Below are 13,682 nucleotides of genomic sequence, written 5' to 3' on the forward strand. Positions count from 1 at the left end.
CGGCATCACGCAGGGCGGCCTCCACTAGTCTGCGAACTCGGATCGGTAGGGGCGCCATCCGTCGCGGGCGGTGCCCGACGACACGGAGGGGACGGCATGGGCGCTGCGGAGCTTCCTCGGGTGCGGTGCGACGTACGGGTGCGGGCGGCCGTGCCGCGCGTCTGGGACCTGGTGACCGACATCCACCTGCCGGCCCGGCTCAGCCCGGAGCTTGGGCGGGTGGCCTGGCTCGACGGCGCTCTGGCTCCCGCGGTCGGCGCGCGCTTCGAGGGACACAACCGGCATCCCCTGCTGGGCGAGTGGCGCACCGTCTCCCACGTGGTGCGGCTGGACGAGCACCGGGTGTTCGCCTGGGCCGTCCTGGACGAGGACGGCCGTTTCGGGGAGCCGGTCCGGGACCCCGGGAAGGCGCTGGCCTCCTGGGCTTACGAACTCGACGCCGACGGCGACGGCACCCGGCTGCGCCAGACGGCCGTCCTCGGTCCCGGACGCAACGGCGTCACGCTCGCCGTCGAGCACCGGCCGGAGCGTAAGGAGGAGATCGTGGCCCGGCGCCTTGACGAGCTCCGTACCGGCATCGAGAGCACACTGCGCGGCATCAGGGAGCTCGCCGAGCGGTCCGCCTAGGACAAGTTCGCGGCAGCCTGCCCGGTACCCCGTCGGTCATGCCCGCACCCGGTCGCCCCGCGCCACCCGGTGCGTCTCCGCTTCGCCGTCGCCACCGCGGCCCGTGAGGGCGGCGCTCCCCGTGACGACGGCCGGCGCGACCACGCCCGCCTTCATCCCCCTGCTTCCCATCGATGTCCCTCTCTCCTCACGACGGCCGACGCTCCCGGACGTCCGGTCGGCCATCGCCCGCATTCCCCGGCGGCCTCCGCCTACACCCGGCGAGCAGGTGCCCGTCGTTTCGAAATCTCCACACAACCGGTGCAAAATCTGCCCCTCAGCGGGTAATGGAGCGACGGAAAGGGTTGCCGAGCAGCATTGTTGTCGTTTGACAACAATGGCCGTGAGGCAACAGAGTAGCCGTGTCGGACTGCTGGGAAGGACCTGGAATGCTCCGGTGGACGGAGATCTGTCCGTGCGCTGGTCACGCTCGCCCGAGGGCGGCAGTGACTCCGGCGGGGCGGGCGGTGGTTCAGGCGGTCCGGCTGTCGGAGCGTGAGGCGTCGTCGTGCGTCTGCGCCGCCGCGGTGGCGCAGAACGCCTCCAGTCCCTCCAGCAGGGCGACCCGCTTGGCCGCGGGCATGTCCGCCAGCACCTTCCGCAGCTCCCGCTCCCTGCGTGTCCGCAGGTCGGCGAGGAACGCGCGGCCCCGGCTGCTGAGGTGCAGGCGCACCTCGCGCCTGTCCTGCGGCCCCGGCACCCGCTCGACGAATCCGGCCGCGTGCAGCCGGTCGCACAGCCGGCTGGTGGAGGGTGGCGTGGAGGCCAGGGACTCGGCGAGGGTGCGCAGGTTGATGCCGTCGTGGTGCTCGAGGATGTGCAGCACGCGCAGCTGGGAGGCTGACGTGGGCGCCGTGGAAGCCCGGCCCCACACGACTTCCAGCAGCTCAACGGCCGTCGTGGTCACACGCGCGACCTCGTCGGGCTCCGGGCGGCGGCGGAAGGCAGTCACGGTCACACTTTCGCAGGCACTGGGGTGCCTGCCAGCGTACTAGGCGCGCGTGCTGGTCACAGATGACTCGGGGCGACCGATGTGGCTCCGCCAGCGGACCGCGCCCGTTGTCCGGCGAAAGAATGGTGTATTTCCCGTCATGAACAGATTCGAGGTCGCTGCGCGCGCTCTGCGCACAGCGGCTCCCCACGAGTTGCTCGACGCCGTCCGTGCCGTACTGACGGACCATTACGGCGCGGAGGACGTCGAGCTCTTCATGGCCGACTACGGTCTGACCGTGCTCCAGCCGGTCTCCGTGCTGCCGCACACCCTCGAGCCGGTGTCGGTGCACAGCAGCCCGGCGGGCCGGGCCTTCGGCTCGCAGAAGCCGTACTGCGAGGAGGTGCGGGACGGACGGGCGCGCCTGCACCTGCCGGTCAGTGTGCGCGGCGACCGGCTCGGTGTGCTGTCCCTCACCCTGCCGGGAGTCGCTGACGCGCAGGAGTGGGAGTCCGAACTCGCCGAGATCGCCGACGTGCTGGGGCGCGAGGTGGTGGTGGCGGAGCGTGACACGGACCTGTATCTGCAGACGCGCCGCAAGGACCGGCTGACCCTGGCCGCCGAGATGCAGTGGCAGCTCCTGCCCGGCCGTTCCTGCGCCCGCCCGGAGTACGAGCTGGGCGCTCAGCTGGAGCCCGCCTACGCCATCTTCGGCGACAACTTCGACTGGTCCGCCTCCGCCGACCACCTGATGTTGTACGTAACCAACGGCATGGGCGAGGGCATAGAGGCGTCCCTGCTCACGAACCTCGCCATCAACGCCCTGCGCAACGCCCGCCGCGCCGGCATCCCCCTGGCCGACCAGGCCGCCCTGGCGGACCAGGCCGTCTACGCCCACTACCAGGGGCGCTGCTACCTGTCCGTGCTCATGTTCGACTTCGACCTGGCCGCGGGCCGGGCGAGCGTCGTGGACGCGGGCTCCCCGCAGCTCTTCCGCCTGCGTGGCGGCAGCGTGGAGCATGTCTCCTTCGACGCCCAGCTGCCACTGGGCATGTTCGAGGAGACCGACTACGTGGTGCAGGACTTCGACGTCGAGCCCGGTGACCGGCTCGTCTTCGTCAGTGACGGCGTGCACGCCGTGGCCTCCCCGAAGGGCGAGAGGTACGGGGAGGCGGCCCTGGTCCGGGCCATCCACGCGACCCGCCTGCTGCCCGCCGCCGAGGTGCCCGGCGCGATCCTGCGGGAGCTCACCGGTCACCGGGGCGAGGCCGCGCCGGAGGACGACGCCCTGGTCATGTGCCTGGACTGGCGCGGGAGGCCGTAGGGCGGCGGCGGCCGGGAGGTGCCCGATCGTGACGATCGCGTGTAGTTCGCCTCACTCCGGCGCGTTGATGTTTGTCATTCGGCAATAATTGCCGCATGGTCCGCCGTCCGGCCGGCCAGGACGCACAGCAGGGAGACGATGCAGGTGGCGGAGCACGACACGGCCCCCGACGTGGCGCAGGAGCTCGCGGATTTCTTCCAGGAGCGCCGGGAACAGATTGCCCAGCGATGGGCGGACGCCGCGCTGTTCCGCACGGTCTTCACCGTTTCGAGGGAAGAGGCGGTCGAGGCGTGCAAGGCCGTGGTCGACGCCCTGACCGACGTGGCCCGCACCGGGCGGCTCGAGGACGTCGGGGCTCCCGGGTTCGCCGCCGTGCGGGACCAGCTCGGCCGGATGTCCGCCTCCCGGAGCCGCGCCGGGATCGCCCCGTCGCAGATCGCCGACGAGGTCGCCGGCCTGCGCGAGCCGGTCGGCGTGCTGCTGCGGGCCGAGTACGAGGAGCCGGCCGGCGAGCGGGCGCACGCGTGCCTGCTGGCGCTGACGGTACTGATGGGAACGCTCCGTCTGGTGGTCATGCAGACGACGGTCAGCGCCGGGGAGGAACTGATCGCGCGCCAGCGCGAACAACTGCTCGAGGTGGCCACCCCGGTCATCAAGCTGTGGGAAGGCATCGTCGCCGTGCCGCTGATCGGCACGCTGGACAGCGCCCGCAGTCAGATCGTCATGGAGAACCTGCTGGAGGCGATCGTGGCCGAGCGGGCCAGGTACGCCATCCTCGACATCACCGGCGTGCCGACCGTCGACTCGCTCGTCGCGCAGCACCTGATGAAGACGGTCGCCGCGGCCCGCCTGATGGGCGCGGAGTGCATAGTCTCCGGCATCCGGCCGGCCATCGCCCAGACCATCGTCCACCTCGGCATCGACCTGGGGACCATCCTCACGCGGGCCACCCTGGCCGACGCCCTGGCCCACGCGCTCAATCAGCAGGGCATCGTCGTCTCGCCGCGCCCGGTCGTGGGAGCGAGTCAGCGGTGACCAGTGCCTTCGCCACCCACCCGGTGCCGGTGCTCGTGCTGGGGGACGTCCTGCTGGTCACCCTCCAGGGAGAACTGCACGACGGGGCGGCAGAGCGACTGCGGCACGACGTCGCCCACCGCATCGCGACCGGTCCCGCACCGGCGGGCGGTGTCGTGATCGACATCTCCGGCGTGGAGGTCGTCGACTCCTTTCTCGGTCGCGTCCTGGCCGAGATCGCGGCGAGCGCGCGGCTGCTGGCCACCCGTACCGTGCTGGCCGGCATGCGCCCCGCGGTGGCCATCACCCTCGTCGAGCTGGGCCTCGCCCTGCCCGGCCTGGTGACGGCCCTGGACGTGGACGGGGCGCTGTCCCTGCTGGGCCGAATCCCGGCCCCGCCCGCTCACCCGGAAGAGGGTGCGTGATGCATGCTCCGCTCGCCGCGACCGCCCGCCTGCTCATCGGCTCGGACGTGGATCTGGGCCGGGTGCGCCAGCAGGTGCGCCAGGCCGCCGCGGATCTCGGCTTCGGCCTGGTGCAGCAGACGAAGCTGGTGACCGCGGCCAGTGAACTGGCCCGGAACACCCTGGTGCACGGCGGGGGCGGTCACGTGGACATGACGCGGCTCGAGGACGGCGCGGCCCGCGGGCTGCGGCTGTCCTTCGTCGACGCGGGTCCGGGTATCCGGGACGTCGAGCTGGCCATGACCGACGGCTACACCTCCGGGGGCGGCCTCGGGCTCGGCCTGAGCGGGGCCGAGCGGCTCGTCCAGGACTTCACCCTGGAGAGCAGTCCGGGACAGGGCACCACCGTCACCATCACCGACTGGGTGGCCGGTTTCCCGTCGCCCCGCTAGGCCGCGTCGTGGGCCGGGTCCGACCGGCGCGGCACGGAAGACCGCCGGCCGCGCGGCTGGCACGCTGCGGTCAGGACCGGGGGGCGCCCGGGCCGAGGACGCCGCGGTTGCGTGCGGCCAGGAACCCGGGCAGGCCGTGGTGCAGCGCCTCCCGGGCGGCCGGTTCCATGGCCGCGAGCACGGCGGCCAGGGCCTGCGACCGGCGTGCGGCCACCTCGTCCAGCACCTGCCGGCCGTGCCCGGTGAGACGCAGTTCCAGCTCGCGCCGCTTGCGCGGATGCAGGACGCGCTCCAGAAGACCGGCCGCCTCGAGCCGGTCGCACAGCCGGCTGCCGGTCGGCAGTCCCATCTCCATGCGGTGCGCCAGCGCGGTCAGATTGAGCCCCGGCTCCGACTCCAGGATCCGCAGGGCGCGCAACTGGTGCGGGGACAGGCGCAGGCTCGCCCCCTGGGCGGCCACGGTCCACAGATGTGTCAGGGACTCGACGGCATCGGCGATCTCCAGTGCAAGAGCCAGGGGGCCGTCGCCCGATCCGCCGGCCGATTCGTCCCGGGGGCCACTGAGGCGAGTCACGAACGCATCACTTTCAGTCATCACTCGTCGGTACGGATACCGTGTTCACCCCCACGCGGTACCCGAAGAGCCGCCGGGCACGCCCCGCCGGCCCCGCCGTGTGCACGACGGGGCAGTGCGAGGGCGCGGCCGGGTCGGGGCAGCACGCGACAGGTGACATGAGTGACCGGGCTCGCCGACCGCGACGCCATCTGTTCCGTGCCGCTCCTACTCCCCGGCGTCGCGGGAGAGCAGGTGCAGGGCCCGCAGCGACGCCTCCAGGGCGAACCGGTGGTCGGGGTGGGCGAGACGGTCGCCCAGCAGGGCGTCCAGGTTCCGCAGACGGTAGCGGACGGTCTGGGCGTGCACGCCCAGCAGCGCGCCGACCTGCTCCGCCGACGCCCGGGTGGAGACGTGCACCCGCAGCGTCTCCACGAGCCGGTCGCGGCGGCCGGCAGGCAGGTGGTCGATCGGGGCCAGCTCCCCGGCCGCGAGATGGGTCACGAGAGCCGGGTCCGAGAGCAGCCACAGCGTCACCAGGTGGTCCTCGCAGCGGACCACGGGAGCGTCGGCGACCACACCCTCGTCGATCAGCTGGAGCACACGGCGCGCCCAGCGGACGGAGTCGGCCGCCTGGGCCAGGGGCACGGTGAGCCCGACCACGGCGTGCGAGCCCGCCAGGGCCGAGTCGAGCATCGCCAGGCGCTCCGGGGTGAGGGCCCCGGGCACCAGCAGGTGCGGCTGGGGGACGTCCAGGTCGAAGAGGACGTCGTCGGCCAGCCCCGCCTCCAGGTGCTCGGGCACCGGTGAGCGCAGGGCGACCATGGTGACGTCGGTGGGCAGGCGCCAGGCGGCGGCGTCGCAGAGCCCGGGGAGCGCCTGGGGCAGCGGGGGAGCGGCCAGGACGAGGTGGAGCAGCCGTCTGCGCCGCGCCGGGACCTCGGAGAAGGCCCGCGACTGCACCTCGGCGTAGCCCTCACGGGAGATCTGCTCCAGTTCGTCGACGTAGGCGAACAGCGCGTCGGCGAAGGCGAGGATCAGGGTGGGGGAGAGGCGGTACTGCCGGCCGAGGGCCTTGGCGCGGCGCAGCGCGATGCGGGCGCCGAGCCGGTACGCCCCCTGGAGGGTGTCCAGTTCGCGGCCCTCGTAGGCTTCGACGCGGCCGAACCTGCGGAGCAGTTCGTCGCGGAGCACCGCGTTCTTGCCGGGGTCGGCGACGCGGTCCACGAAGGCGTACAGGGCCTGCTCCACGCCCTGCCGGATGGCGTCGGCGTTGGGACCGTTGAGCAGCCGCCCGTAGACGGGATAGGCCCGGGTGACCTCGGCGCCGATCTCCTTCATGAGGCCGGGTAACTCCGGCCGCATGAAGGCGGCGAACTCCTTGGGTAGTGGTTCGAGCGGTTCACCGACCTCCGGCGGCCGCGTGGTTGAAGGCATGAGTGCCGTCCCTTGCTCTCCGGTGCCCACGGTGTGCCGGTCGTGTGCCCGGGTCCTTCACAGGGAGGCACACGACCGGACATGAGGTGATGCGTGTCTGGGCTGCTGAAGCTAAATCAAGTTCGATGGGACGTACACAGTCCGTGCACATTTCGGTGCTGCGGGACGGGACAGGACTGCCGGGACGGCTGAGAATCGCCGTCGTGCGGCCATTAGTTGACGGCCGAGTGCCAGTTCTGCGAGAGGCGCTTGCCCGCGTCGGGAGCGACGGTGCCGGGAGCGTTCAGACCGGCGAGGAAGGTCTGGGTGTTGTTGAGCGTCACGCTGTTCTTCCCGGCGGCGGAGGGCAGCCCGGTCTTGGCGTTGACCGCCGCGTCGATCAGGCCGAACAGGCCCAGGCCGCAACCGCTGGCGCCGGGCACGGCGAAGGTGCTGTCGTTCTGCGTCGCCCCGGTGAGGTTGATGCGGCTCATCTCGCCGTCGTCGGCGACCGTTCCGTCACCCTGGAAGAACGACATGCCGAACTCGGGGAACTCCAGGTTCCTCGGGCGCAGCACGATGGGGTTGGCGGCGGTGCCGATGTAGCACTTGCTGCCGAGGAACGGGTTCTCCAGGTGGATGCGGACCGGTATGGCGACGATCGGCAGGTCGGTGAGGATGCCGGCGGTCTGGTCGAAGTCGTAGGGCGCGCCGACGGACTCCACCGTCGCCGTGATCTTGTTGAGGGAGCTGTTGTTGAGCTGCTCGCAGATCGCCGTGATGCCGGGGATGCTGCTCGGGCACATCAGCCCCAGCAGTCCGCCCGGGACGGTCGCGGAGTCGGCGACGAGGGCGCCGCCGGCCGGGGCCACCACGGAGCTGCTCCCGTCGGAGTTCTGGACGACCCCGATCTGGAGGTTGGTCCGGCCCGTGGTCACGGTGGTGTTGCCGAGCCTGATGGAGCCGCTCGCCGAGGTGGAGACCACGCACTGCGGGGTGCGGGTCAGGCCGTCGGCGGCCAGCATCGCCGGGGCGTCCACGGGACAGCGGGTGAAGGGCGCCCACTCGCCGTTAGGGACGGCGGTCGCCGCGGTCGCGGTGCCCATGGAGGCGAAGGCGCCCAGCGCGGTGCCGAGGGCGGTGGCGGTGGTGGCGACTCTGGCGCCGAGGGAGAACCGCATCATGTGGCCTTCCGGTCAGGGGTGGGAGAGGAACGGACGGAGAGGGATCAGCGTTCGGCTACGGGGATCTTGAGGGGTTGCAGGTCGGGGGTGCACTCGTCCGGGTTGGGCACCTCGGCCGAGACGAAGCAGGCCTGGCCCTGGATCTGCTTGACGTAGTTGCCGGGGCCGGAGACAGAGGCCGTGAGCAGGCGGTCGAGGTTCTCGCCGGCGGCGGTGCCGCAGCCCGTGAAGGCGGGGATGCTCACCTCGCCGGTCAGCGGGCCGCCGGACAGCAGCAGGTAGCCGGTGGCGGGCTCGCCGGTGACCTGTTCGCCCCGGCCGTGCAGGACCAGGTGGTCGCCGGGATACTTCGCCGGCTCGGGGTCCGGGGAGGCGAGGGACGTCTTCGTCCGGCACGTCGTCCCCACGTCCAGCGGAGTGCCGTTGACCTTGAGGGAGGTCACCCGGAGCACGACCGGTGCCCGGACGTAGGTGTCCGTGCTGGTGAAAACGAAGTCGGTGGTGCCGTGCGAGTCGATGGTCATCGGCCCCGTCTGCTCCAGCACCATCGTGGCCGTCGTCGGGGTGAAGTCGAAGGTCAGGAAGGTCGCCTGGAAGGGCGGGGTCTGCTTGCGCTGCTGGTAGTACAGGTCCGCGGTGGAGTGCTGGGTGATGGTGGCGCCGCTGAAGTCCGGGAAGAACTCGAACTGGGGCTCGCCCTGGGTGATCAGCGTGCAGAACGGTGGCACCAGTGCGGCGCCGTCGAGCTTGTTCACGTTGGCGTAGCCGGTGAGGTACGCGTTCAGCGACATCGGTCCGGCCGGGTACTTCTCGTCGTACTTGCAGGTCGGCGCGTTCCGCCCGGCGGCGGCACCGCCCGGCACGGGATCCGCGACCTTCGGGGCCCGCTCGTCCTGCCGGTTCGCCGGGTCCTTCTCGGGCTGCCGCGGCGTGCCGGAGGCGGAGGGCGTTCCGGAGGGCGATCCGCTCGGCGTGTCCGTGCCGCTTCCCCCGCCCGGCTCGTCCGTCCCGACCAGGACGCCGGCCAGCCGGCCCCCGTCCGGGGCGCCTTCGGCGAGGGTGCAGTCGACGGTCACCGCGGCGGGGTCGGTGGCGCCGCCCTCCGCGGTGGTCGGACTCAGGTCCAGGGCGAAGTCCCCGGCGGTCATGGTCAGTCGGCCCCCGCTCTGCCCGGTCACCGAGGGGACGTCCCCCGTGGCGGTCAGTGTCAGCGACCCGGTCGCGGGCAGGGCCGTGGGTTCCGTGCCGCCGCGCCAGGTCGCTTCGGCGGTGGCCTCGCCCTGGGTGACGCCGACCGCAAGCCGGGTCGCCGCCCGGACGCCGGACGCACCCAGTGCCGCCAGGTCCGCCACCGCCGGCTCCGGCAGCTCGACGGTCGTGGTCACGTCCGCCGGCTCGATCGGCTCACCGATCGCCACGCGCTCCGGAAGGGCAGCCTCGACCTTCACCGTCGCGGCCTGTTCGCCGGAGGGGAACAGGCACACATAGGGCAGCGCGGCGACGACCTCGTGCGTACCGGCCGCCCCGGCCGCCGCGGGCACGGTGGCGCCCAGCACGACGAACGCGGCGATCGCCGCGCTCCGGGCGCGGCTGCGGGCCGTCCGCCGGACGGCGGTACGGGGGGCTTTCATCTCTCACTCCGCTCGGGTCGGTCCACGGTCCGGACGGCCGACGGCGGCCGCCGCGTGCGGGCGGCCCGCCACGCCCGGCCGGGATCACCGGCCGGGCGGCGGCGAGCCGCGCCCTGTTACGGGTTGGAGCCGACGATCTTCGGGATGGTGGTGGTGCCCGTGACCTTGACCGCGTAGTTGCCCTTGAAGGTGGGCTTGGTGGCGGTGGTGACCACGGTGCCGCAGCCGGAGGCCGAGGTGACGCTCAGGTCACCGCTGACGCTGGCGACCGCGAGGATGCCGGTCGAGTTGGTGTAGGTGGCGGTTGCCTTGCCCTGCACGTTGAACACGCAGGCGCCCGCGGTCACCTTCGCCTTGACGTTGCCGACGTAGCCCTTGGTCACACCGGTGGCGGCGGTGTAGTCCTGGGCGACGACGGTCCAGGGCGTGGTCGCGATGGTGGTGACGTTGCCCAGGACGCTGGTGCACGGCGACGTGCTGGTACCGAAGTTGATGGCGTTGATGCTGGCCACCGTCGCCGGGTTGCCGGTGGCGCTGGCCATCGTGCCCGACGCGCTGGACGTCGTGCACGTCATCGGGATGTTGGCGGTCAGCACGATGTTCCCGCTGTTGGTCGCCGAGAAGTTGGCCGGCGACGGGGTGACGGTCCAGACCGTGGAGGGGACGGCCGAGGCGGGGGCGACGGCCATGGCGAAGGCGGCGGCGCCCGCGCCCGCCACGACGGCAATTCTTGTCAGAGGCTTCTTCATGACTTGGGGACTCCCTTGTGGATTGACCGGCAGAGGGGGATCGCGCCCGTACCTGTGGAGTGGGTGAACGGACGGTCCGCGGCTCGGAAATCCTCGACCGCGAGCCACGACGTTACTCGCGGGAAACTTAGGCGAACAATGGCGCCGACCATGATTCTTTGGAGAAGTGGAAATACCTGTTCTCCAGGTGAGCAGTCCGCTGTCCGGCTTAGTCATCCGCTGCTAAGGGCGCATCCGTGCCGGGGCCGGCGCCGGACCGCTCCGGGCAGGTGGGAGGCGTTCCCCGGCTCCGGTCGGGCGGGGTATTGCTCACTTGATGACAAGAACGACGCGGATACTTGTCGCCGCGCTGACAAAGTCGGGATGGCCGAACCGAATCCCTCGGGAAAGTCGGATCCTTCTCTTGCCCCCTCAGGTTACTCAGCCGTAGCGTGCCGGACACGGCGCTGATCTCCTGGTGGGGCCCCCTGCCGCGGAGGCGCGACGGATGACTTCCGGCCTTGCCCTCCTTCAGGTACGGACATCCGTCGGCAGGACCGTGCGGAGCCCGTCCCCCCGGGAGCCGCGCGGACCTGCCCCGCACCCGGCAGACAAAGGCGACGGCGTGATCTGTCTCCGCGGTGACAAAGAACGGAGAGGCCGGCCGAGTCCGGCGCACCAGTTGTTGTCAGTGAACCGTGCACCGGCTTAACGTGCGCTCCCCGGTGCGCACCGGCCTCACCCACTTTGGAGGTGATATGGGAATCGAAGTGGTGGTCGAGGGTCTCACCAAGTCCTTCGGCAGGCAGAAGATCTGGCAGGACGTGAGCCTCACGCTCCCTGCGGGAGAGGTCAGTGTCATGCTCGGTCCGTCCGGAACCGGAAAGACCGTTTTCCTCAAGTCGCTCATCGGACTGCTGAAGCCGGAGCGCGGCCGTGTCCTCATCGACGGCGTCGACATGGTGAACAGCCCCGAACGGGATATATACGAGACCCGTAAGAAATTCGGCCTCATGTTCCAGGACGGCGCCCTTTTCGGTTCCATGTCCCTCTTCGACAACATCGCTTTTCCGTTGCGTGAACACACCCGGAAGAAGGAGTCGGAGATCCGCCGCATCGTCATGGAGCGGATCGACGTCGTCGGACTGCTGGGCGCCGAGGGCAAGCTGCCGGGGGAGATCAGCGGCGGCATGCGCAAGCGGGCCGGACTCGCCCGCGCGCTCGTGCTCGACCCGCAGATCATCCTGTGCGACGAACCCGACTCGGGGCTCGACCCCGTCCGCACCGCCTACCTCTCCCAACTGCTGATCGACCTGAACGCGCAGATCGACGCGACGATGCTGATCGTCACCCACAACCTCGACATCGCCGCCACGGTCCCCGACAACATGGGCATGCTCTTCCGGCGCGAACTGGTCACCTTCGGTCCGCGCGAGGTGCTCCTCACCAGCGAGGAGCCGGTCGTGGCGCAGTTCCTGGCCGGCCGCCGCGAGGGGCCGATCGGGATGTCGGAGGAGAAGGACGCCGCCACCCTCGCCGCCGAGGCCGCGGAACCGCGGGGCGCGGACGGTCCGCGCGAGATCATCCCCCAACTGGAACCGTCCCCCGGCCTGCCGCCCCGCCGCGCCGTCACCCGGCGCCGTGAGCGGGTCCTGGGCATGCTCGACCGGCTGCCGCCCGCCGCCCGCGCCGCCATCGAGCGCACCTACGCCGCCGGCCCCGCCGGAGGCGCAGCCGGAGCTCCCGGCGCTCACGGCACCACGGCCACGACGCTGCCGATGCCGGCCGCCGGGAGCGGCACATGATCACCGGTGCCCTGCGGCAGACCGGCCGGCTCTTCGCGCTCGCCGCCGAGGTGGCCCGCGCGATCTTCCGACGGCCCTTCCAGTTCCGGGAGTTCGTGGAGCAGTTCTGGTTCATCGCCGGCGTCACGATCCTGCCCGCGGCCCTCGTCTCCATCCCGTTCGGCGCCGTGATCGCCCTCCAGGTCGGCTCGCTCACCCAGCAGCTCGGCGCCCAGTCCTTCACCGGCGGCGCCAGCGTGCTGGCCGTCGTGCAGCAGGCCAGCCCGCTGATCGTCGCCCTGCTGATCGCGGGCGCGGCCGGCTCCGCGATCTGCGCCGACCTCGGCTCGCGCACCATCCGCGAGGAGCTGGACGCCATGGAGGTCATGGGCGTCTCGCCCGTGCAGCGCCTGGTGGTGCCCCGCGTCCTGGCCACCATGGGCGTCGCGGTCCTGCTCAACGGCCTGGTCTCCGCGGTCGGCATCCTCGGCGGCTACGTCTTCAACGTCTTCCTCCAGGACGGCACCCCCGGCGCCTACCTCTCCAGCTTCTCCGCGCTCGCCCAGCTGCCCGACCTCTACATCAGCGAACTCAAGGCCCTGGTCTTCGGGTTCATCGCGGGCATCGTCGCCGCCTACCGCGGTCTGAACCCGCGCGGCGGCCCCAAGGGCGTCGGCGACGCCGTCAACCAGTCCGTCGTCATCACCTTCCTGCTGCTCTTCTTCGTCAACATGGTGATGACGGGCGTCTACCTCCAACTCGTTCCGCCGAAGGGAGGCTGAGGTCCGTGGCCTCCCCGCTCGTCTGGCTCGACCGCTCCGGCGACCAACTCCTTTTCTACGTGCGCTCCCTGCTCTGGATCCCGCGCACCCTGCACCGCTACCTCAGAGAGGTGCAGCGGCTGCTCGCCGAGGTCGCCTTCGGCACCGGCGGCCTCGGGGTCGTCGGGGGCACCATCGGCGTGATGATCGCGATGACCCTGTTCACGGGGACGGTCGTGGGCCTCCAGGGATACGCGGCCCTCGACCAGATCGGCACCGCCGCCTTCACCGGCTTCGTCTCCGCCTACTTCAACACCCGCGAGATCGCCCCGCTCGTCGCCGGCCTCGCCCTCTCCGCGACCGTCGGCGCCGGCTTCACCGCCCAGCTCGGCGCCATGCGCATCAACGAGGAGGTCGACGCCCTCGAAGGCATGGGCATCCGCTCCCTGCCCTACCTGGTCACCACCCGCATCATCGCCGGCGTCGTCGCCATCATCCCCCTCTACGCGATCGGGCTGCTCTCCTCCTACCTGGCCTCCCGCTACGTCACGGTCCTCTTCAACGGCCAGTCGCGGGGCACGTACGACCACTACTTCAACCTGTTCCTCTCACCCACGGACGTGCTGCTCTCCGTCCTGAAGGTGCTGATCTTCAGCGTGATGGTGATCGTCGCCCACTGCTACTACGGCTACCGCGCCTCCGGCGGCCCGGCGGGGGTCGGCGTGGCCGTCGGCCGGTCGGTGCGCAACGCCATCGTGCTGATCAGCGTCACCGACTTCTTCCTGTCCCTGGCCCTGTGGGGCGCCACCACGACCGTGAAGGTGGCGGGCTGAC

General features: G+C 71.3%; 15 protein-coding genes. 8 read left to right on the top strand and 7 right to left on the bottom strand.

Annotated elements, in window-relative coordinates:
- The first annotated feature begins 96 nt into the window (after window positions 1–96).
- Window positions 97–627, top strand: coding sequence for an SRPBCC family protein (locus ACFWJB_RS10680; RefSeq protein WP_386921622.1), 531 nt, complete (start codon window positions 97–99; stop codon window positions 625–627).
- A gap of 36 nt (window positions 628–663) precedes the next feature.
- On the opposite strand, the gene ACFWJB_RS10685 is transcribed toward ACFWJB_RS10680, so the two are convergent.
- Entirely contained in the window at window positions 664–798 is a 135-nt protein-coding gene (locus tag ACFWJB_RS10685) for a hypothetical protein (protein ID WP_386921624.1), read from the bottom strand.
- Between the two features lie 340 nt (window positions 799–1,138).
- A complete protein-coding gene (locus ACFWJB_RS10690) occupies window positions 1,139–1,573 on the bottom strand; it encodes a MarR family transcriptional regulator (protein ID WP_386921704.1) in 435 nt (144 codons plus the stop codon).
- A 184-nt stretch (window positions 1,574–1,757) separates the two neighbouring features.
- Here ACFWJB_RS10690 and ACFWJB_RS10695 point away from each other — a divergent pair, with 184 nt between their 5' ends.
- The 4 genes from ACFWJB_RS10695 to ACFWJB_RS10710 all read left to right on the top strand — a co-directional run bounded on the left by ACFWJB_RS10695 (window position 1,758) and on the right by ACFWJB_RS10710 (window position 4,791).
- Complete coding sequence (locus ACFWJB_RS10695) at window positions 1,758–2,921, top strand: PP2C family protein-serine/threonine phosphatase (RefSeq protein WP_386921626.1); 1,164 nt, start codon at window positions 1,758–1,760, stop codon at window positions 2,919–2,921.
- Window positions 2,922–3,059: 138 nt separating this feature from the next.
- A complete protein-coding gene (locus ACFWJB_RS10700) occupies window positions 3,060–3,956 on the top strand; it encodes an STAS domain-containing protein (protein WP_386921628.1) in 897 nt (298 codons plus the stop codon).
- Entirely contained in the window at window positions 3,953–4,360 is a 408-nt protein-coding gene (locus ACFWJB_RS10705; protein ID WP_385470711.1) for an STAS domain-containing protein, read from the top strand. The genes ACFWJB_RS10700 and ACFWJB_RS10705 overlap by 4 nt, the downstream gene beginning before the upstream one ends.
- Window positions 4,360–4,791, top strand: a complete 432-nt coding sequence (locus ACFWJB_RS10710) for an ATP-binding protein (RefSeq protein WP_385470717.1) — start codon at window positions 4,360–4,362, stop codon at window positions 4,789–4,791. The genes ACFWJB_RS10705 and ACFWJB_RS10710 overlap by 1 nt, the downstream gene beginning before the upstream one ends.
- Window positions 4,792–4,861: 70 nt before the next feature.
- On the opposite strand, the gene ACFWJB_RS10715 is transcribed toward ACFWJB_RS10710, so the two are convergent.
- The 5 genes from ACFWJB_RS10715 to ACFWJB_RS10735 all read right to left on the bottom strand — a co-directional run bounded on the left by ACFWJB_RS10715 (window position 4,862) and on the right by ACFWJB_RS10735 (window position 10,324).
- Window positions 4,862–5,365 carry a MarR family winged helix-turn-helix transcriptional regulator gene (locus tag ACFWJB_RS10715; RefSeq protein WP_386921631.1) on the bottom strand — a complete coding sequence of 168 codons (504 nt, stop codon included), beginning with the start codon at window positions 5,363–5,365 and terminating at the stop codon, window positions 4,862–4,864.
- Window positions 5,366–5,572: 207 nt separating this feature from the next.
- Window positions 5,573–6,781, bottom strand: a complete 1,209-nt coding sequence (locus ACFWJB_RS10720) for a helix-turn-helix domain-containing protein (RefSeq protein ID WP_386921633.1) — start codon at window positions 6,779–6,781, stop codon at window positions 5,573–5,575.
- Between the two features lie 212 nt (window positions 6,782–6,993).
- Window positions 6,994–7,944, bottom strand: coding sequence for a hypothetical protein (locus tag ACFWJB_RS10725; protein ID WP_386921635.1), 951 nt, complete (start codon window positions 7,942–7,944; stop codon window positions 6,994–6,996).
- A 44-nt stretch (window positions 7,945–7,988) separates the two neighbouring features.
- Entirely contained in the window at window positions 7,989–9,575 is a 1,587-nt protein-coding gene (locus ACFWJB_RS10730) for a DUF6801 domain-containing protein (protein WP_386921637.1), read from the bottom strand.
- 116 nt (window positions 9,576–9,691) lie between these two features.
- Window positions 9,692–10,324, bottom strand: a complete 633-nt coding sequence (locus tag ACFWJB_RS10735; protein WP_385466109.1) for a hypothetical protein — start codon at window positions 10,322–10,324, stop codon at window positions 9,692–9,694.
- A 737-nt stretch (window positions 10,325–11,061) separates the two neighbouring features.
- Here ACFWJB_RS10735 and ACFWJB_RS10740 point away from each other — a divergent pair.
- The 3 genes from ACFWJB_RS10740 to ACFWJB_RS10750 are packed head-to-tail and all read left to right on the top strand — an operon-like array spanning window position 11,062 to window position 13,681.
- Entirely contained in the window at window positions 11,062–12,108 is a 1,047-nt protein-coding gene (locus ACFWJB_RS10740; RefSeq protein WP_386921639.1) for an ABC transporter ATP-binding protein, read from the top strand.
- Complete coding sequence (locus tag ACFWJB_RS10745; protein ID WP_385466115.1) at window positions 12,105–12,869, top strand: MlaE family ABC transporter permease; 765 nt, start codon at window positions 12,105–12,107, stop codon at window positions 12,867–12,869. The genes ACFWJB_RS10740 and ACFWJB_RS10745 overlap by 4 nt, the downstream gene beginning before the upstream one ends.
- A gap of 5 nt (window positions 12,870–12,874) precedes the next feature.
- Window positions 12,875–13,681, top strand: a complete 807-nt coding sequence (locus ACFWJB_RS10750) for an MlaE family ABC transporter permease (protein ID WP_386921641.1) — start codon at window positions 12,875–12,877, stop codon at window positions 13,679–13,681.
- The last annotated feature ends 1 nt before the right edge of the window (window position 13,682 follow it).

The organism is Streptomyces sp. NPDC127100 (genome assembly GCF_042724095.1).
Lineage (GTDB): Bacteria > Actinomycetota > Actinomycetes > Streptomycetales > Streptomycetaceae > Streptomyces.

Coding starts and splice junctions, on each gene's coding strand:
- ACFWJB_RS10680 (WP_386921622.1), top strand. CDS start 97: ATGGGCGCTGCGGAGCTTCCTCGGGTGCGGTGCGACGTACGGGTGCGG.
- ACFWJB_RS10735 (WP_385466109.1), bottom strand. CDS start 10,324: ATGAAGAAGCCTCTGACAAGAATTGCCGTCGTGGCGGGCGCGGGCGCC.
- ACFWJB_RS10740 (WP_386921639.1), top strand. CDS start 11,062: ATGGGAATCGAAGTGGTGGTCGAGGGTCTCACCAAGTCCTTCGGCAGG.
- ACFWJB_RS10745 (WP_385466115.1), top strand. CDS start 12,105: ATGATCACCGGTGCCCTGCGGCAGACCGGCCGGCTCTTCGCGCTCGCC.
- ACFWJB_RS10695 (WP_386921626.1), top strand. CDS start 1,758: ATGAACAGATTCGAGGTCGCTGCGCGCGCTCTGCGCACAGCGGCTCCC.
- ACFWJB_RS10700 (WP_386921628.1), top strand. CDS start 3,060: ATGCAGGTGGCGGAGCACGACACGGCCCCCGACGTGGCGCAGGAGCTC.
- ACFWJB_RS10720 (WP_386921633.1), bottom strand. CDS start 6,781: ATGCCTTCAACCACGCGGCCGCCGGAGGTCGGTGAACCGCTCGAACCA.
- ACFWJB_RS10725 (WP_386921635.1), bottom strand. CDS start 7,944: ATGATGCGGTTCTCCCTCGGCGCCAGAGTCGCCACCACCGCCACCGCC.
- ACFWJB_RS10710 (WP_385470717.1), top strand. CDS start 4,360: ATGCATGCTCCGCTCGCCGCGACCGCCCGCCTGCTCATCGGCTCGGAC.
- ACFWJB_RS10730 (WP_386921637.1), bottom strand. CDS start 9,575: ATGAAAGCCCCCCGTACCGCCGTCCGGCGGACGGCCCGCAGCCGCGCC.
- ACFWJB_RS10685 (WP_386921624.1), bottom strand. CDS start 798: ATGGGAAGCAGGGGGATGAAGGCGGGCGTGGTCGCGCCGGCCGTCGTC.